The sequence below is a fragment of the Streptomyces sp. NPDC020742 genome (assembly GCF_040641675.1).
In the GTDB taxonomy this organism is placed as follows: Bacteria; Actinomycetota; Actinomycetes; order Streptomycetales; family Streptomycetaceae; genus Streptomyces.
Genome location: NZ_JBFAEA010000002.1, coordinates 517,703 through 536,312, shown reverse-complemented (window position 1 = coordinate 536,312; position 18,610 = coordinate 517,703). Strand labels below are relative to the sequence as shown.

16 protein-coding genes and 2 pseudogenes are annotated in these 18,610 nt (G+C 66.7%); 5 read left to right on the top strand and 13 right to left on the bottom strand.

Annotation, left to right across the window (positions count from 1 at the left end; translation table 11 throughout):
• Positions 1–84: 84 nt before the first annotated feature.
• From AB0G84_RS06415 to AB0G84_RS06385, 7 genes and pseudogenes are all read right to left on the bottom strand, one after another.
• Entirely contained in the window at positions 85–501 is a 417-nt protein-coding gene (locus AB0G84_RS06415; protein ID WP_361316269.1) for a YjbQ family protein, read from the bottom strand.
• A 105-nt stretch (positions 502–606) separates the two neighbouring features.
• Positions 607–876: pseudogene (locus AB0G84_RS06410) on the bottom strand (hypothetical protein).
• 312 nt (positions 877–1,188) lie between these two features.
• Positions 1,189–2,163 (bottom strand): SRPBCC family protein, encoded by a 975-nt coding sequence (locus AB0G84_RS06405; protein WP_361316267.1) that lies wholly within the window; start codon positions 2,161–2,163, stop codon positions 1,189–1,191.
• 3 nt (positions 2,164–2,166) lie between these two features.
• Entirely contained in the window at positions 2,167–2,808 is a 642-nt protein-coding gene (locus AB0G84_RS06400) for a hypothetical protein (protein WP_361316265.1), read from the bottom strand.
• Between the two features lie 713 nt (positions 2,809–3,521).
• Complete coding sequence (locus AB0G84_RS06395; protein WP_361316262.1) at positions 3,522–3,938, bottom strand: hypothetical protein; 417 nt, start codon at positions 3,936–3,938, stop codon at positions 3,522–3,524.
• A gap of 775 nt (positions 3,939–4,713) precedes the next feature.
• Positions 4,714–4,893, bottom strand: a complete 180-nt coding sequence (locus tag AB0G84_RS06390; RefSeq protein ID WP_361316259.1) for a CsbD family protein — start codon at positions 4,891–4,893, stop codon at positions 4,714–4,716.
• A 372-nt stretch (positions 4,894–5,265) separates the two neighbouring features.
• Positions 5,266–6,141 carry a hypothetical protein gene (locus AB0G84_RS06385; protein ID WP_361316257.1) on the bottom strand — a complete coding sequence of 292 codons (876 nt, stop codon included), beginning with the start codon at positions 6,139–6,141 and terminating at the stop codon, positions 5,266–5,268.
• A 721-nt stretch (positions 6,142–6,862) separates the two neighbouring features.
• Between AB0G84_RS06385 and AB0G84_RS06380 the strand changes: the two are divergent.
• A pseudogene (locus AB0G84_RS06380) lies at positions 6,863–7,033 on the top strand (IS5/IS1182 family transposase); the annotation flags it as partial.
• A gap of 16 nt (positions 7,034–7,049) precedes the next feature.
• On the opposite strand, the gene AB0G84_RS06375 reads toward AB0G84_RS06380, so the two are convergent.
• From AB0G84_RS06375 to AB0G84_RS06360, 4 genes are all read right to left on the bottom strand, one after another.
• Entirely contained in the window at positions 7,050–7,508 is a 459-nt protein-coding gene (locus tag AB0G84_RS06375) for an N-acetyltransferase (protein WP_361316254.1), read from the bottom strand.
• Positions 7,509–7,574: 66 nt separating this feature from the next.
• Positions 7,575–8,390, bottom strand: a complete 816-nt coding sequence (locus AB0G84_RS06370; RefSeq protein ID WP_361316251.1) for an SDR family oxidoreductase — start codon at positions 8,388–8,390, stop codon at positions 7,575–7,577.
• A gap of 510 nt (positions 8,391–8,900) precedes the next feature.
• Positions 8,901–9,158, bottom strand: coding sequence for a hypothetical protein (locus tag AB0G84_RS06365; RefSeq protein WP_361316838.1), 258 nt, complete (start codon positions 9,156–9,158; stop codon positions 8,901–8,903).
• A gap of 21 nt (positions 9,159–9,179) precedes the next feature.
• On the bottom strand, positions 9,180–10,622 hold the full coding sequence (locus tag AB0G84_RS06360) for a cellulase family glycosylhydrolase (RefSeq protein WP_361316248.1): 1,443 nt from the start codon (positions 10,620–10,622) through the stop codon (positions 9,180–9,182).
• Between AB0G84_RS06360 and AB0G84_RS06355 the strand changes: the two genes are divergently transcribed.
• A complete protein-coding gene (locus AB0G84_RS06355; protein WP_361316246.1) occupies positions 10,621–11,259 on the top strand; it encodes a DUF317 domain-containing protein in 639 nt (212 codons plus the stop codon). The genes AB0G84_RS06360 and AB0G84_RS06355 overlap by 2 nt on opposite strands.
• Positions 11,260–11,328: 69 nt before the next feature.
• Here AB0G84_RS06355 and AB0G84_RS06350 read toward each other — a convergent pair whose 3' ends face one another.
• Positions 11,329–11,814, bottom strand: a complete 486-nt coding sequence (locus AB0G84_RS06350) for an RICIN domain-containing protein (RefSeq protein WP_361316243.1) — start codon at positions 11,812–11,814, stop codon at positions 11,329–11,331.
• A 148-nt stretch (positions 11,815–11,962) separates the two neighbouring features.
• Positions 11,963–12,238: a hypothetical protein gene (locus AB0G84_RS06345; RefSeq protein WP_361316240.1), complete on the bottom strand. Its 276-nt coding sequence runs from the start codon at positions 12,236–12,238 to the stop codon at positions 11,963–11,965.
• 756 nt (positions 12,239–12,994) lie between these two features.
• Here AB0G84_RS06345 and AB0G84_RS06340 point away from each other — a divergent pair.
• The 3 genes from AB0G84_RS06340 (at position 12,995) to AB0G84_RS06330 (ending at position 18,462) form a co-directional block, all read left to right on the top strand.
• Entirely contained in the window at positions 12,995–13,198 is a 204-nt protein-coding gene (locus AB0G84_RS06340) for a trypco2 family protein (protein ID WP_361316238.1), read from the top strand.
• 158 nt (positions 13,199–13,356) lie between these two features.
• On the top strand, positions 13,357–14,709 hold the full coding sequence (locus AB0G84_RS06335; RefSeq protein WP_361316235.1) for a peptidoglycan-binding protein: 1,353 nt from the start codon (positions 13,357–13,359) through the stop codon (positions 14,707–14,709).
• A 786-nt stretch (positions 14,710–15,495) separates the two neighbouring features.
• Positions 15,496–18,462, top strand: a complete 2,967-nt coding sequence (locus tag AB0G84_RS06330; protein WP_361316233.1) for a BTAD domain-containing putative transcriptional regulator — start codon at positions 15,496–15,498, stop codon at positions 18,460–18,462.
• Positions 18,463–18,610 lie beyond the last annotated feature (148 nt).

Sequence of the window (18,610 nt, the reverse complement as noted above, 5' to 3'; positions counted from 1 at the left end):
CCTCCCGTGCCGGCGGCCGGACACTCTCGTGCGAGATCGGCTGCCGACGGGGCTGTCAGCCGCAGGACCGCGCGCGTCGTCCGGTCAGCCGAGGAAGGACAGCCGGACCTGGCGTTCGGCGCCGTCCCGGTCGGTGTTCACCAGTACGACGGACTGCGAGGTCCCCAGCACCAGCGCGCCATCGACCACGGGCAGCGTGGCGTGTGGCGGGACGAGAGCCGGGAGCACGTGGCCCCTGCCGTGGCCTGGACCGCCGTGGCGGTCCTGCCAACGACCGTCCGCGGGAAGAATGTCGCGAAGCGCCGCCAGCAGGTCATCGTCACTGCCCGCGCCGGTCTCGATGACGGCCAGGCCGGACGTCGCGTGGGCGGTAAAGACATTCAGCAGCCCGTTTCGCCCATGAGCGACCTCCCGGAGGAACGCGGAGCATGCGTTCGTCAGGTCGTGCATGGTCTCAGTGGCGCCGGTGGTGATCGTGCGGGTGGTGAAGGTGCCAGCCATGGTTCACCAGTACCCGCCGCGGAGGAACCGCGCTCACGGCCGGATGGGTTGTTCTCCGGGCCTCCGCTCGCAGCCGAAGGGTTCGGACGCCGCCGGAGCATGGCGTCAACCGCGCTCTTCTTCAGCCTCCATGCGCCGAATACCCTGGTGCGTCAGCGTGACCATGGCCGGCGTCTTGCCCGCGGCCCAGTCGACGTGATCAGGCCCTCGCCCCCCAGATACGTGCAGGCTGCAGCCAGATCCTCTGCCGGGACCGCGCGATCTTGCGCCAGCTCGGTCCCGGTGAAAGCCAGCAGGCGGTTGCCCTCAGTGGCCTCGTACAGAGCCTTCATGACCTGTCTCGTGGTACGCCTTCCGCTCGGTCAGTGATGCCATGACTGCCACCTCTGGGAAGAACCGTGCCGCGCCCATCGCAGCGGAGGAGTGCCGGGACGCCTGATCGAGGGCTCGGCTCCGCCGCAGTCGCGCATCTGAGGCCCAGCTTCAGACCTCGTCCGCATACTCATGCCGGCCTCTCTGTCAGGCGTACGAGGTGCCCACGGGGTGAATGCTCACACCCACCGCCGCCCGTCATGGAACGGTTGGCTTCCCCCTCGCCCATATCGTGCTGTCCGCGGCGAGCTACCGACGGGCGGACATAAAGTTGCATCCGCAGCTGCACCGACGTGCGTTTCCCTTCGGCGCATCCTATTCTTCTTCCTCGCCGCCCTCGTATCCCTCATCGTATTCAGCATCTTCGTCGCCCTCTTCGGGCTCGTCCTCTTCGGGCTCGTCTTCCAGGCCCTCGGCGTCTTCTTCGTCTTCGACCTCTTCGTCTTCTTCGCCTTCGGCGCCTTGGTCTTCGTCGTCTTCAAGTCCCTCTTCGTGCGTTCGGACAACTTCGCCGTCGCGGATCTCGCCGCGCCAGCCTTCGAGGTCCTCGTTGTCGGTGAGCGTGACGTACCGCTGGAAGTGCTTGAGGTCCAGGCGCAGACGCCGTCCCTGAGCGCGCCAGATGTTGCCTGTCTTCTCGAAGAAGCCGGAGGGGTAGTACTCGACCACAGCGACAATGCGCGTGAGGTCCGGGGTCAGTTCATGGAAGCTGATGGCACCGCGTGTGGTGCCCTTGCCCCCTTCGGAGTTCCACACGATCCGCTCATCGGGAACCTGCTCTTGTACGGTCGCCTTCCAGCTGCGGCTGGAGAACGCCACTTTCAACTTCCAGTCGCTCTCGATCTCGTCCGACTGCGAGACACTCTTGACGCCCTTGGTGAAGCTGCTGAACTCCTCAAGTTGGGTCCATCGGTCATACACAGTACGCACGGGCATACCGATGTCGATCATCTCGACGATGTTGGTGACCTTCTTGTCCCCGGCCTTGCCGCCACCACCGAAGAACCCTTTCACGGTGTCGACTGCCTTGTCCTTGAGGTCACCGGCCTTCTCGCTGAGGAAAGCCTTTACAGGTGACTCGCCTCCGCCGAGAACCCGCTTCCCGACGTTCAGCAGGGTGCTGTTCCCGTCGCCCACGTCGCCCAGCCCCTGTGCAAGGTCACTGATCTTTTCTCCGGCCTTGTCCACCAGTCTCTGGCCCTGCGCTTCGGCAAACCCGGCCAGCTGCTCCTTGAGCATGTCGAGGCCGGAAACATTGTCCGGAGTGGTGCCGTCCTCCTTCGCGGCCATCGCTTACCTCCTGCGACTGGTGCGGCGGGATGTCTTCTTGGCTGCTGTCTTCTTGTCGGCCGTCTTCTTTGCGGCTGTCTTCTTGGCGGCTGTCTTCTTCGCCGCCGGCTTACCGGACGCAGCCTTCTTCGCCGGAGCCTTCTTCCCCGAGGACTTCCTTGTGCGGGACGGGCTCGCCGAAGGCTGCCTCGTTCGCCGCCGTGAGGGCTTCTCCGCTTCGCCCTCTTCCTCTTCCTCTTCGTACTCGGCCGGTTCTTCCTCGTCCTCAGCCGGTTCTTCCTCGTCCTCGGCCAGCTCCTCCTCGTCCTCCTCCGCCGGCTCCTCCTCGTCTGCCGGGGGTTCCTGTAGGGCGCTGGTGCGCTTCTGCAGGGCGTCAGCAAGTGCCCCGAAGCTGCGGTCGGCTGTCGCAGACAGCGCGGTGCGACCGGACTCCAAGAGCTCACCACGAACCTGGTCGATGAGCTGTGCGGCCTGGGGAGTGGCAGCTAGCTTGCGCAACCCTTGGCCGATCAGCTCCTGCGGGCTCAGCGCCTGACCGGCAACCATCGAGGCGACTCCGATGGCGAGCTTGCCCTTCTTGGTCCGGCCCAGTACATATCCAGCCGCGAGCGCGGCAGCCAGAGTGACTTTTGTATCGGTTTCCATGAATGGCCTCATGTCAGGTTCGTAGGATCGCGCCGCTCACGCACCACGCGGCCCCAGCGCGAGACTCCCCAGATGCCCCGCAGCAGCGCGAGACTCCCCAGATGCCCCGCAGCGCCTCTTGGCGGCAGTGGCCCCCTATTCCCACCTTGCCCCCACACACTCAGGCGCGCATCTCCCCAGGTATCGCCCTCGGTGCCGACGCGCACCCCGACGAACGGTTCGGGTGCGTCCGAGGCACTCGTAGAACTCCAGGGTGTTCACGGGGCTTTCGCATCACGATCGCCGATGACGTGCGCCTGACCAGGCGCCCCACAGGGGCCCGGCCCGGTACGTGAACAGTCCGTCTACTGTCGCTGCACGATGAGTCCACCTGGCCCCCGCGGCGGGGTCCAGGTGGAGCGGCGGCCGGACGTGAGGCCGGCACCGCTTCCTTTCTCTCCTGGTCCGCCGGCACGGACTCGCCGCTCCTGCCGTCTGCCCCAGGTACGAATGCCGGGTTGACGGCCCCGGATGCCGGAATGGTGGTTTCGCCAAGCCAGACTGCGGCTTTCACCTCGCGCCATCCGGCGGGCCGAACAGATAACCGGCCTTGCCGCGCCAGGTACGGGCCCGGCGGATGTCGCGGGCATCCCGGCGAACTCGTGGTAGCTGGTCTTGACCGGATTGTGGGTGCCGATGTTCTTGGTCAGCCCGTTCCTGACGGGATTTGCCTACTAGCCTCGACCGCGGATCATCGACAACAGCAGCCCGTGGGTCTCGGCGCCCGAGGCCACTACGAGCCCGCTGCCCGTCTGCCCGACCGGAGCGCCGTCGACTCCGGTGACGACACAGCCGGCGGCCCGGCACAGAGCGATACCGGCGACGAAGTGCACGCTCCCGGCCAGATCACCGCCATCGGTGACGTAGGCGGCGCGCATGTTGCCGACGGGATGGTTGAGCGTGCCGCACAAGGGGTCCACCAACCACTGGCGCACCGCGGGGCGCTGGTGTGGATCGCCGTGGCGCTGGGCTACTCCTCCTCCGACATCGACGGACGGTGCCAGCTGGTACGCCGTCAGGTCACCGAGCGGGTGACGGCGTTGGCGAGCATGACCGCGCCCGAGGTCGTCGTGGAGGTCGAGCGGCTGCACTCCCCCGCTGCTGGACCGTACGGCCGCCGCGCTGGTGCTGCACGACCGTGGGGCCGTGTCAGGGGCCGGTGTCCAGCTCCGTACGAGTGGCCATCAGCCGCCGTAAGGCAGAGGAGCACGCCGTCTCGCACTTCCGCGAACCGGACGAGGTCCGCGCCGACCTCGAGCCTCGATCGGCAGGTGCCGCCGGAAGCTGGGCCTGGCCCACGAACTCCGCCTGACCGTGGACGTCCGGCGCCCGAAGAAGAGGTGGCCGAGCAATGCGCACGGTCCGCGGAACGGTCAACCAGGTGCTTGCTCGGCCTGGCCGGTGTGCTGCAGCTCGGCGGACTCGACATGCCCGCGGAACGGCACCTCATACTGCCGGCTGGTCCTGGACCGCCCCGGCCAGGTGCTCCCCACGCGGCACCAAACGCTGGACGCAGGGCTGGTGGTGACCCGCCACCATCCCCGCACTGACCGTCTTCGTGCTGCTGATGCTGCGGCTGCTGACCTAGCTCCGGCGCCATCAGCTGAGCACGATCCTCGGTCGACAGCGACGACGGCGGCTCAGATCGCCCGCGGCATCCCCGCCCGGACGTGCACACGGCTGCGCCGCTGGATCGGCCGCCGCCGACGACGGATTCTGACGCATTCGCCCGCGAGCTGCGCGCCAGCTCCCCCTCGGGCATGCACGTTCCACCAGTCGCTCGGCACCCCATGATGCGGGGATGCCGGTATTGCGAGATTCGGGCGGGAACACAAGTTCCGGAACGTGACCTACCGTCCCACGTAATCACCCTCTGTTCTTGAAAGTGTCCTTCACCTTCTCCTTGGCCTCTCGGGCAGCACCCTTACTCTGCTTCGCTTGACCTTTGGCGATCATGCCCTCGTTGCCGACGGATCGACCGGCTTCCTTCTTCACCGTGCCTTTAACCTGCTCGGCCTTCGCCTTCGCCTTTTCGCTCGCGCTCACAATTCACCTCTTTCTCGCACACAACCATTAGAAGCAATAATGACACACAATGCACTCGAACAGTTCGATTTGACAGGAAATGGCATCCACGATGTTATGCCCATGCCATAAAGGTCCACGAAAACCGCAGAAGTGCTGGGCCGAGTTGGCGTATGTGACCCGCCCCCCCCGGCCGATACGCTCCAGGGCCGAGTCGCCTGCCGGAAGCCCGCGAGGTGTCTGGAGTTCGTGCCAGCAGCCTGCGCTGTCCGAGGCTCAGCCGAACAGCCGGGCGAGACCGGCCTGACCGCCAGACCCGCCTGAGCGCTCCGCCGACAACACGAGTTAGGGGGCCGGACGGCGTGTCTGCCGGCCCCCACTTGCGCTAGCCGGTCACTTCCAGTCGCACGCGTCGTTGCGGAGAGGGTTCAGAACCCTCGCCCAGGAAACGTCCGCGTGCCAGGATTCGAGGTCCCAGGAGATGCCGCTCGTCCCGTCACCCCCACCTGTGGGCACGTCGTAAACGGCGTGGCAGACGAACTGCTTGTACAGGGAGCTGTTCTCCGTTTTCGACACCCCGTGCGGGTAGGGCGCCAGGCTCCACATCTCTTTCCAGGCTCCGGCGGGATCCACGCGGGCTTGAACGGTGCCCCTTGTAGTGGGGAACGCGCGGACGACGACGTTCTGGGTCCCTACGGGAATTTCGACCCGGGTTTCCTTGAACAGGTCGGTTCCTGTGATGCCGGAATAGCCGACGCATTCCCCTTTGCATCCCTCTACGCCGTTTCCGGAACTCCAGAAGAGGGTCAGGTTATTGGTCGAGAAGCGCTGGTACCACGACTTGTACTCCTGGTCCCAGCCCTCGTCGGACGTCGGGTATCCGAACGCCCCGGTCTCCCAGCCGTAGTCGGCCCACAGTTGGCCGATCTTCCCCCACACCGGGTGTGCGCCGTGGGAGAGGGTGGGGTGCCAGTAGAGGGTGCCGCCGTCGAACTGCTGGCGTTTGCCCTGACCGTCTGGGTTGGTCAGTTCATCCGTTGCCGGGCAGCCCAGCTTCTTGGCAATCTCCCCTTCCTGATATTTCTTCAGGATCTCACCGCCGACCTTGTGGCCGCAGATCGTTGGATCGTCGGCGAGAGCCGGCGATGCCTGGACGGTGAGGGCGATGAGCGTGGAGGCGAACGCGACGGCTGCCGACTTGAGCAGGGCGGTCCGCCAGGGCCGTAACCCGTGCGATAGCCCCGTCTGAGAATTCCTCTGTCGAGTCACACCGGCCACGCTAGCGAAGAAGCCAATGACACGTGAAATATCGGCAGAAACCCCGGAGTTCTTCACATTGTCAACCAGATGAAAAGGAAAGGAAAAAGAATGCGATCGGTGGTTTCCGGCCTGCCGGAGAGTGTTCGCGTGCGGGCGTCATTCGTCCGGAGGGGTAAGGAGGTCACGGACAAGCGCAGGTGGGACGCGGGATTGTGATGAGCGGCCGTTCGCTGTTGACGACTCCCGCGCCCTCGTCGTACACCGGACGCGGCATCACAGCGGCCATCAGGTACTTTACGAACGCGCTGGAGGAACTCCTCACGACCGGGGACCCGCAGGCCCGACCCGATCACAGGCCGCTGCTGCCGCTGCCGGACGCGGTGGACACAGACGTCTCGGCTCGACGAAGTGACCGCAGAAGAGGGTCAGTTCCTGTTCAGGGTGCGCGTGATCCCGGCGAGTACCGCCGTTGTCAGGAGCCATCCCACAGCGATGAGGGCGTAGGCCAGCCAGGCGGGTGCTCCTCCCGTCCAGTACCAGGACGTGCGCTGGCCGAGGGACGTGAACGTCGACTCCACCTCCGTGAGAGCCCACCAGCACGCCGCCGGAGCACCCAAGAACCCACCGCCCGTCCCGCCCGGATCCTCAAAAGGGGCGCCACGAAGATCAGTTCACGTGCACGCGCACATCACCCTGCGGCTCCTACTGGAGAGGCGGTGCGGCAGGCGAAGCTCTCGGCCGCTCCCGCGGGGGACTGACTACCAAGATCCATGTTGTTGCGGAGGGCCGCTGCCGCCCGTTGTCCTTGCTCATCACGCCGGGGCAGCGGGCGGACTGCACCCAGTTCGAGCCGGTCATGGATAAGGTCCGTGTTCCACGCGCGGGGCTCGGGCGTCCCCGCCGCACGCCTCATCTGGCTACGCGCCTGACCGGTATCGAACCTCCCCGAACGGCCAGTCCGATGCCAGCCAGGCCGCCACGGTCTTGTGCAGTGGACCGTCCACTTCACCACGGTCCGCACGCACCCACGAGCGGACATCCGTCACGCGCTCGTCCGAGCGCGACGGGTAGATGTAGACGCAGCCGATCACCTCTCCAACGTCGTTGAGAACCGTGTACGTGAAGCCGGCCCGCTTCTCGAAGTCGTTCGCATGGCGTTTCAGGTCACGCAGGTTCTCGGCCAGGCTCAATCCCGCAGGAGGCGGCCACCCACGCTCGTAGAAGCCGGGGGTGGCACGGATGTGCTCGATACTCGACATCCAGGCGGCATGGTCGGCGTCGTTGTGTTGCGGCCCGAGGGGCTCCAAGCGGAACCCGTCGGCAGCAAGACTCAGGGGAACGACAAAATTGTCGGGGACAAAAGGCTGCTCAGACATGCCGAGAGGCTATCGAGCAGGTCCGACAACGGTTCTGGAGCCAAAGCTCGTCACCCGCCGGATAGACTACAGGCGCGGGGTGCGTGCCTCGATGCGGTGGTCGAAGGCGGCACCGCCGACGCCGACCGTGGTCACCCCACCGTCGACGGTGAGGACGGCCCCGTTGATGTAGGACGCGGCGGGCGACAGCAACCAGTCGATCGCCTCGGCGACCTCTTCCGGATCACCCGGCCGCCTGGCGGGAGTCAGCCGGTTCGCCTCCTCGTACGCCGCCTCGGCACCGCCCACCAGCCCCGCCTCCGCCGCGAACCGCGCCATCCGCTGGTCAGCCATCTCCGTACGCACCCAGCCCGGGCACACCGCGTTGGCCCGCAACCCCTGCGGCCCGTAGTCGACAGCGAGGGAGCGACAGAGGTGGAGCAAACCCGCCTTGGACGTTGCATAGGCGGCGTTGCCGACGCTGTTGCGGAGCGCGGCGACCGAGGCGACCGCAACCACTGCTCCGCGGGCCTCCAGCAGATGCGGCAGCGCGGCACGCAGCAGCAGGAACGGGCCGGTGAGGTTGGTCCGTATCAGTTCTTCCCAGTCCTCGACCGCGGTGTCGCCGACCGCTCCGCCCCGCCCGATTCCGGCATTGAGCACCACACCGTCGAGTCTCCCGTAGGCCGTCACCGTCGTCTCCACGAGCTCGCGCACAGCCTCGGGGTCGGCGGCGTCGGAAGGGTGGGCCAGCGCCCCGGTCTCCTCAGCCACCCGGCGCAGTGGCTCGAGCCGCCGCCCGGAGATCACCACCTGGTGCCCGGCCGTGCACAGCAGCCGGGCGGTGGCGGCCCCGATTCCCGTTCCGCCGCCCGTCACCAGGACAACACGCTGTTCCGACATGGTCGTTCGCCTCCGAAGGTGGTCAGCTTCCGGTTCCCCGCACCGCGAGCATACGAAGCGCCGGCACCGCCGGGTCGACCCGGGGATACCTCATCGATGCGCACGGCGTTGCGTGCCCTCTCCGCGCAGGCGGAGGTGAACCGTCGGCCCATTCGTCGTGGACGGCGACGTACGCGTCCTCCCCGCGCAAGCGAGGCGAATCGGAACTGGCGAATCGGAACTACGGGACCTCAAGGGCACGTGGAAGGCGTGCTCACTGCACAGGCGGAGGTGGTCCTCCCATGAGACTCGTATCTGCGCTCCCACATCGACCGGGCCGCAAAAACAGCAGAGCATCACATCTTCCCAGGAGTACCGGGACCCCGCCGGAACATTCCGGCGGGGCTCGCCGAGTTCGTCCGTCGTGAACTGGGCCCACTGGCCGCCGAAACCGACCCAGTACGCGGTCTGGGCCGTGGCCGAGGTGGACGGGTCGAGCAGGTGCTCGGGGTACAGAGGCACCGCCAAAGGCTAGGTTGCGGTTCTCCTTGCGGCTGGCGGTGCGACGGGGCGGCGCGGGGGCGCTTGGACGGGCGACTGCCACGCCAACTCGACGGCGACGTCGGGCGACAGATGGCCGAGCTGTGTGTCCGTGTCCCTCCCCTCAGCGAGGTGGACGACGGTCCGACCGGTCTCGTCCACGGACCGGACGACCTGCGCGGAGCGGTGCGCCAGGGGGAGGCACGGGTTCACGGCTTCTTCGGTTGATGCGGGGGCCGCGGGCCACAGCCCCCGAGCGAATCGGGTGGGCTACCTCGGGCTGATCGTGACCCTGTAGGTGGCTCCGGCCCTGCCGTGGGTGCTCACGGTGACGGTCTGGCCGTGGTCGTCCCAACTGGCCTTGTTTCCTTGAATATCGACGCGGTAGCCGCCTGGGTACGTGTCCCTGGGCACGGTGATCCGGGTGGGCCCCTCTGCGTTGTCGCGGGTGCGGAAGGTGAGCGTGTAGGTGCGGGTAGCCGGGTCGTACGCGAACGTGAGCGGGTCGCCCGCGACGGCCCGCGCGTACGGCTGGACGAGCAGCTGGGCGTTGGGCTTCGCGGCGCCCGTCTGGTCGAGGAAGCAGTAGCCGCCGCCCCGGCACCACTGCCACCACGTCCAGCCACTGGAGAAGCGGTCCAGGGAGGCCGTCATGTCGGTGACGAACTGGCTTGCGTGCGGAACGTAGGGGTTGCCGCCCCACTCCCCCACGATCACCGGCATGCGGTGACGGGTCGGGTAGTCGCTGATCGCGGCCTCGTAGGCGGGGATGAAGGTGCCGTTGGGGTCGTAGTCGGCGCCGGTTTCCATCGCGGTCTCGTAGAAGTGCGGCGCGTAGCCGGCGTGCGGGTCGTCGATGTGGCCCATCTGGGTCGGGACGCCGACACCGACGATGACGGTCGGTTCGACGAATACCCACGACCTGTGGTCGACCAGGCGGATCGCCCGGGCAAGGCGGTTCCACAGCTCGGTGAGCTCGGTGGCCTCGAAGCGGGCCGCGGCGGCGGGGAGGTCTTCGCCTTCGAGGAACTTCGCGAACGGCTCATTCATCAGGTCGTAGCCGAGCAGCGCCGGGTGCCGGCCCAGGGCGGAGGCGACCGTCATCCACATGCGCGCGTGCGCGGCGCGGAGGTCGGCGTCCTTGTACAGGTGGTCAAAGGCGCTCTGTACGGATGGCTCGAAGTACTCAGAGAACCAGTCGTCGGGTTTCGGCTCGAACGGTAACCCCTCGTCGCGGGTGGCCCAGTCGGGGACGCCGCGGGAGCCGAAGTGGGGGCCGTACACGTCCTGGTGGGCGTCGAGGATGACCTTGATGTGGTAGCGGTTGGCCCAGTCGAGGATGCGGCGCATCTTGGTGAGGTAGCCGCGGTCGTAGTGCCCGGGGGCGGGTTCGAGGTCGTCCCAGAAGAACGCGAGGCGCGCGAGGTTGAAGCCCCGGGCGGCCATGTCTTTGAGGTCGCTCTCGTGGATGTCGGCGAACGCGTTGGTGCCTCGGCTGTTCTTGTCGGCGAGGTTGAAGCCGCGCCACTGGAGCGCGCGGCCTTGGCTGTCGGCAATGAAGGTGCGGTCACCGACCGTGACCCGGTCTGGGGCGCGGCCGGGGGCGCGGTCAGGGGCCCGGTCGGGGTGTGCCTGGGCCTGCGTGGGGAGGACGCCGAGCAGGAGGGCGGCCACGGCGAGGGCGGCGGGCGCGACGCGGGAGGTCAAGCGCATGCAGGAGACCCTTTCGAGGATGGCTGCTGGGGCGGCGTGCTACTGGCCGGCCGGATGCTACTGGCGAGTGGGTGAAGTTCCCAGGAGTTCACGGGAGTTGGCGGGGCTTCCTGCTTCAAGGGCTCCCCCGGCGTCATCGCGGGAGATTCCCCAGGTCTTCGCCTGGGCCTGGCCGGCCTCCTCGCCTCCCAAGAAGATCGACAAGATAGAGATCCTTACCGACGCATCCGGAAGGATGCTGAGACGGAAGGACTCTCGGCAAGAGCCCTGGCCAGACGGCACCACCCACGCCATCCACGGATCCCAGACCCTGCGCATCGAGCGCATCCACGACGCTCCCGCCCACGAGAGCGCCTGGGTCATGGCCGCGTACGAGACGCCCGTCTCGAACCGCATGTGGCACCTCACCGCGACTGGCGCAACCCCCACCCCCGTGCTGCAGGAGCTGCTGGACCACCCCGCCGGCGGAGGGGACATCGCCGCACGTCCACGCGGCTGCAGCAAGGTGCCTGGCGGGACTGGCTGCTTTGGGCCTGGGCAGGCGCTGAACACCGCCGCAACGGCCAGAGCGCGAACCAGCCTGTCATCGACATGCTCACCACAGACGGCGGAAGGTTCCTGTCCTTCGCTCTGGTAACGGCACATAAGAGCTGAGCAGACGCCACGTCAACGTTCTGTCTCTCCGATCGAGGTCGGAGAGCGGAACCTAGTGCCACCTTTCATAGGCGGCGGAGGGGTTGCAGGTGGTTGTCTGCGGCTGGGTGCCGTTGGCCACACTGCTGGTCGTCATGCACAGTCCGTTGGACACGTTCTGCCACACCTTGAACAGGCCCCTGGGCTCCTCGTAGAAGACACGCCACTTCTGGGTGTCGGGGAGGAGGCTGCATTCGTCCATCCAGAGACCCGTGTGCACGGCGGTCGGCCCGGTAATGCACCGTCCCGTGTTCTGATTGACGAAGCGGTACATGCTGCCCGGGAGGAACTCCGCGAGCCACTTCTGCTCAGGCCCACCAGTGCAGTTCCACATCTGAAGCTTCGCGGCGTTCTCGGTGGCATTGTCGAGGCAGTGGCTCGAGTTCCAGATACTGATCGTGTTGAAACCCGCGGCCTGCGCCGGCGCGCCGGCCAGAGCGATGACCGGCATCGTCAGCGCGGCGGTGACGAGCACGAGCAGAGCACGTCGTATGGACATGGGTCAACTCCACTTTCCACTTGGAGATTAGTAAGGCCTCGCGGGCTGCCGGTCAGCAGCACGCAACCATCCCGGCTGCGGTGTCCGGGGCTCCGGGCTACCCCACGCACGAACGGCGCGGAATTGAAATTGCCGGCTCACAAGCCCCTCAGTGAAACGTCCCGTTCTGAATGGTCCAGCCGCTGCACGCCCACAACTGAAGCTTCGCCTCGTTCGCCGGGATCGTGTCGGTGTCCCTGTCCAGACATTCATCACGGTCGGCGTTGGTCTTCGTGACCCGATATACCTGATGGGGCACGGCGCCCTTGAGGTGGCTGTCCACCGTCGGGATCTGCGACGCCGGCGTCACATCGACGACGCGGGGTATGGCCGTGCCACCGTGTGCCGTTCCGGCGGTCGTCAGAGCTGCGGCAGCCGCGAACATCCCTCGATCACGCATGATGTTCCCCCAGCCCCGGAGCAACCCGGGTCACACTCCGCCACCCAGCGCGGCAGAGCAGGCAGCAGAGTAGACCTCACACCAGCATATTGGCACGGACACGTACAAAAGAGGCCGGAAGTTGCCGTACCGACCTCGCCGGAACAGCCGGGCACCGGCCCTCACCAGCGCCCGTGCGCGAAGAGCAGGTAGCCGTCTGAAGGGTGCGGGCAGCTGTGCTGCGGGGGCCGAGCAATTCCTCATCTTCACCAGCATCGCCTGCACCCTCATCCGCGTCCGCAGACTAGCCAATTGCGCTGACCTCGTAGTGCTCACCTTTCCACGTACTTGCATGCTAGAAGGGGGAGTTGGGTTCGCCCCTAATCCGGGAAGGGGGCGTTCGTGAGGACCGGGGCCGTGACGCGATGCCGGGCCAGGTTGTGGGCGGGGATAACCAGCTGGCCGTTGACCGCCAGTCGTCATTGCCGCTGGCGGCGGTGACTGCATATCACGGGCGTTCGACTTCGGGCCTGCGACTCCGAGAAGCGCTGGAGGCGGCCTCGCACGTCACGAGCATCAGCAGCAGACCCCCGTCATAGCACCAGGAACAACAAGATCCTGGTGCTATGACGCAGTCACCTTTGTGAGCCGCTGATCGCCGCGTGGCGGGCACGGGCGATCAAGATGTATCCCTCGGAATCCGCGACATCAGCGAGATCAGCTAGGACCTGCGGATCACGCTGCCCCGCGGCACGCAAAAGGGTGGAGCTCGAACTGACCGTCGCGGTGGACAGGGAGGCCAAACCCAGCGGCAAGGTCCGGTTCTGGGTCGTGGAGGTGGGCTCCGAGGTCACAGCGGCCTCGAACAGCGCCCAGCGGATCAAGCTGGAACTGGTTCCCCGGCGTTCTGGCCGTCCCGGCGCGGCGCCGTTGATCTCCGGCGGGAACCTGCCCGGCGAACGGTGAGCGCGCAGACGGGCCCCCCGGGCCGTGGGACGGCCGACCCAGCGGAGTACTAGCCGACCCAGCGGAGTACTACCAGTCGGAAGCACCTGTTTTCGCGAGAGGCACGCGATGCCAGTGAACAGTGACTCGACCCGCTCATTACACCGAAACGGCCGTCCGTGAGGGGCCTGCAGGCGGAACGGGTCGCCGAAATCATCGTCGTCCGTCACGATGGGACCGGTCGGCGTGGCTCGGGATACTTAGTGCGCGCGGACACCGTCCTCACCGCGGCCCATGTGGTGGCGGGTGCCCAGCAGATCCGCGTCCGCTCGGAGAAGGACGGATCCGTCCTGTGGGACGGAGAGGCCGAGGTTGCCTGGTCCGACGGGAACATCGATGTCGCGATCTTGGCCCTGAGCACAACTCCGAAGGCTCTGGGGCGGATCAGGCCCGCCGTGTTCGGCGCAGTGCGGGAAGGGGACGCGGGCCTGAGATGCAGTGCTCTGGGCTTCCCGCTGTTCAAGAGACGTCAGGACGCACGGGGCGTATACCGCGACTCCTTCCACGCGCGCGGTGGGATCGCACTCCTCACGGGGCGCAGGGAGGGCGTCCTGGAACTCCGGGTTCAGGAACCGGAACGGGATCCGGATCCGTGGCGCTCCCCCTGGGAGGGTATGTCCGGCGCGGCGGTGTGGGCGCACGGCCGGATCATCGGCCTGATCACCGCGCACCACAGGCCGGAGGGGCTGGGGAGTCTCACGATCAGGCGTGCCGACCGGTGGGCGGACCAAGTCGAGGACGAGGCGAGCCTGGCCGCGCTGGACAGGGCTGGGCTGCGTCCTCCGCTGCCGTTCGTGGCCCCGGTGTGGAGGAATCGCAAGGTCTTGATCGGCTCCAGCGTGGTCTGCGTCACCGCAGCGGCAACCGCCTGGTGGATGGGAAGGCCCGATCCGCTGCACTTGGAGATTGTCGGTACGTGCACGCGAGCCGACCAGAGACTGATCAATCGGTCCAGCGGCTTCACCCCGGGTGGCGGGTACACGGACGAGGTCATCGCGCCGGACGGCAGCACGCTTCAGAATGTCTTTACCACGGGGACGGTCAACAGCGACGGGTCGCTGAAGCTGGCCTGGCCCTGTTCCAGTACGGACCTTCGCGGGACGTACCGGGTGCGGGTGACAGACCAAGCCACCGGCCGGCGTACCGGTTGGAGCACCTTCGACGTCCGATACGTGCCGCCGTACAGGTGCCGCTTCCGGCAGCACGACGGACTCTGGTACGCAGGCAACAGTGACACGCAGGATGCCCTGCTCGCGCCCGGCTCGCACGGGAGGGAGGTCGCCGAGGCGCAGTGTCTGCTCCAGCGCCTCGGGTACGAACTCGGCACCGCGGGTGTCGACGGCAGGTACGGCGCGAACACCGATCGGGCCATCGTATCCCTGCAGACAAAGGGAGGTCTGCCGCCTGACGGGAAGCTAGGGGCGAAAACGTGGCATGCGCTGCGCACGGTGGTCCCCCCGACCAAGCGGTGATCCCCGGGGGGTGCAGGGCACAGCCCGCCATTACGCCGGGACACCTTCGAAGGCCGCACTGACGAACCGAGCCTTGCCGCCGATCCCGCGTTCCCTGAAGCCAGACCTGCCGCCGATCTGCGTGCCATGGAACCCTGGCGGGGAATCGCCGGGTACACCCAAAGCCACCAGGACGCTCAAGCCCTGGCAGCACCGCTACTCGGCTTTCCCGGGGGCATACGGCTCTACCCCCGGGAAAGCTTCACAGTGAGACCTTCAGGCGGTTAGATTGAGCGCGTGATAGAGCGCATAGAGGATGGCAGGAAGGGCTCCAATGAGCCCCGTCATCGCCGCAATCACTACGGGGAGCCGCTGAGTTGACCTCAGGGCCTTGGTGAGGTACCCGATGAGTACGAAGTAGGCCAAGGTCACGATGACCCCGGCTGTGAGCCACGCAGTTGGACTCATCACATGCATAACAGTGTTCTCTCCTTGCGACCGTGCCCAGTCCGGAATTCACGGCACGCAGAAGCAAGGGTTCCGTCAACGGCCCTTGGCATGGAGGGCCCGGACCACTCGCGGCAGCATGCCGATGGGCATGACGGTAGCCGAAACGGCGTCTGCCGCACCAGAGTTGAGGGAGATTGTGAGGCGGGGCCCCGGGATGCCAGTCCCGGGGATCCCCTCCTGAGCTGCCTCCGGACTGGGCAAGTCTCGGAACGCTGCCTCGCTGATGCTTCCAGCTCCGCATAGACGATCGGTATACGTTTGATAGATGCCTTGCTACCGTGGCCGAGGGAGGGAGCGATGAGACAGGAACGGGCGTTCGATCCACGCCTGCGCTTCGCCGTACTTGGGCCGGTGAGGGCCTGGCGCGGTGATCAGCCGCTGGCGGTCGGCTCCCCGCAGCAGCGAGCCTTGCTCGCGGCACTCCTGCTCCGCGGCGGCCGCACGGCTAGCGCATCCGAACTGCTCGACGCCCTCTGGGGTGAGGAACCACCGCACGCTGCATTGGCGGGCATGCGCACGTACGCCTCCCGGCTGCGCAAGGCGCTCGGCCCAGACTCTGAATGTCTGGTCAGTGAGTCTGGCGGGTACGCAATGCGGATCCCCGACGATGCGCTCGACCTCAAGCTCGCCGAGCGATACGCCGCCGAAGCGGAAAAAGCCCGTAGCAGTGGCGACCTCAGCGGGGCCCGGGACCTCATCAACCACGCACTGGCACTCTGGGAGGGCGAGCCGCTGACTGGAGTCGCCGGCCCATACGCCGAGTTGCAGCGCACCCGGCTGGCGGAGTGGCAACTCCAGCTCCTGGAGACCCGCCTCGACCTGGACCTCGAACTCGGCCGCCACTCCGAGGCAATCTCCGAGCTCACTGCCCTGACCGCCGCGCACCCATTGCGCGAGCGGCTGCGTGGACTTCTGATGATCGCGCTCTACCGCAACGGTCGCCAGGGCGAAGCACTAGCCGTGTACGGCGATGTTCGTCGACTGCTCGCGGACGAACTCGGTGTCGACCCGAGCGGTGAGCTGTATGAGATCCAACAGCGCATCCTGCATGCTGAAGCGAGCCTGGCAGGTACGGGCTCACCGAAACCGGACACGCAGACGCATACCACCGTTCCACTGGCCGAGCCATCGGTAACGGTCCGACCTGCCCAGCTGCCGGCAGCCATCGCCGACTACACCGGCTCCGAACTCCTGGTCGAGAAACTCGCCCAGCATCTGTCCACGGCCAGGGGCAACGTCATGGCGGTATCCGCCGTCGCAGGGATTGCCGGCGTCGGCAAGACCACACTGGCCGTACGCGTCGCCCATGGCATCCGGAGCGAATTCCCGGACGGGCAGCTCTATTTCGACCTACGGGGAGCAGGCACCCAGCCGGCCGATCCGCATTATGTGCTGGGCGAATTCCTTCAGGCGCTTGGAGTGCAGAGCGGCGCAATCCCAGACAGCTTGGATTCGCGCGCGGCTCTGTACCGGTCCGCCTTGGACGGCCGCCGCGTCCTCGTCCTGCTGGACAACGCCCGCGATGCGCACCAGGTGCGCCCCCTCTTGCCTGGCACGCCAGGGAGCGCCACGCTGATCACGAGCCGGACGCGTATGGTCGACCTGAGCGTCGCACACCTCGTGGACCTGGACATCATGTCGCCGGAGCACGCGCGGCAACTCTTCGCCAAGATCGTTGGTGAAGATCGAGTCGCCGACGAGCAGGATGCCGTCCTCGCTGTCATCGCCGCCTGCGGCTTTCTGCCACTGGCCATCCGTATCGCCGCCTCGCGCCTAGCTGTCCGCCGTACCTGGACGGTCTCCACCTTGGCTTCCAAACTGGCCAACGAGCGGCGAAGGTTGGATGAGCTCCAGGCCGGCGATCTCGCGGTCAAGGCCACTTTCGAGCTGGGTTACAGCCAGTTGAGGCCCGCTCAAGCCCGTGCCTTCAGGTTGCTGAGTCTCGCCGACGGCTCCGACTTCTCACTCGCGGCAGCGGCAGCTGTTCTTGAGCTGTCAATGCAGGATGCCGAGGACATCCTGGAGTCCTTGGTTGACGCATCCCTGCTGGATTCGGCGGCGCCGGGACGGTACCGCTACCACGACCTTGTGCGGCTGTATGCGCGCGCGTGCGCTGGGCGCGACGAGGAGCAACCGGGCGACCCGCACGCGCCGCTCTCGCGGTTGCTTGACTTCTACCTGGCGACCGCTGCGGGCGTGTACGCGATTGAGCGACCAGGCGACACGACCGTGGCACACCTGGAGGTGGCCGACGGTGCCGGGCTCACCTTCACGGAGTACCGGTCAGCATTCGACTGGCTCCATGCCGAAGCCGAGTGCTTGCTCGCGTGTGTTCAGCAGGCAACCGCGGCCGGCCTGCTCCGCAGAGCGGCCGACCTGCTGGTGGCGGCCACGGACCTCGCAGAGTCTGGCGTCAGTTCCAGGCGGTTTGAGTCCGCTGCCACGGCGGTACGTGATGCCGCCGCTCGTGCCGGCGACCAGCTTGTGGAAGTACGCGTGCGGACGCTCCTGTGCAAGGTACACACCATCGCAGGGCAATTCGCGGCAGCGGAGGAGGAAGCCAGGCAGGCAATGCTGCTGTGCGAGGCGGTCAACGACCCGTGGGCCGCGGGCAATGCACCGAATGAACGAGCAATCGTCGCCTCCAGCGAAGGCCGTTACGTCGAGGCGGAGGCATACCTCCGCCAGGCCATCAACAGCTTCCGGGCCGACAACAACCAACCCGGCATTGCCGGCGTGCTGTGCAATCTCTCCCGGCTGCGGTTGCTCACCGGCCGAGTAGATGGTGCTGTGCAACTCGCCACGGAAGCGATCGAAATCTACGACCGCCTCGGACTCGCATCGCGCGGCGCCAACGCACGCTACGCCCTCGGCCTCGCTCTGACCCAAGCGGGCTCGCTCGGTGAGGCACTCGGCTTCTTCCACAAGGCACTCGACGTTTTCAGGAGCGGTCGGCAACGCTTCTGGGAAGGGGTGACCCTCTTTCGAATCGCAGAGGTGCACCTTGCTGCCGACAGAACGGGGGATGCAGCCTTCGCGGCAGAGCAGTCGCTTTCGGTGACCCAGAACATCGCTGGTGACTGGTGGCGCGCCAACATCCTGACCGTCCTGGGGCGTGCGCTCGACGGAATCGGTGAGCTCGACCGAGCCCGTGCCTGCTGGCGCGAGGCGCTGTCCATCTACGAAGAGCGTGGATCCCACGAAGCCGAAACCGTCCGAACTCTCCTCGGCGAGCGCCCCAGCACATCAATCCGGGCCGTATAGAGGCCGGCTGGCCCTTCCATGTTGTTGTTGCGCGATGCGCTGATCTTGGTGCAGGTCGTCGGGCAGGGGCTGTTCGAGGAGGTCGCCGTCATACAAGGGCTACCCTCAATGCGAAGGTGACAGCCTGCTTTTGGCTCGCTTCCCGCAC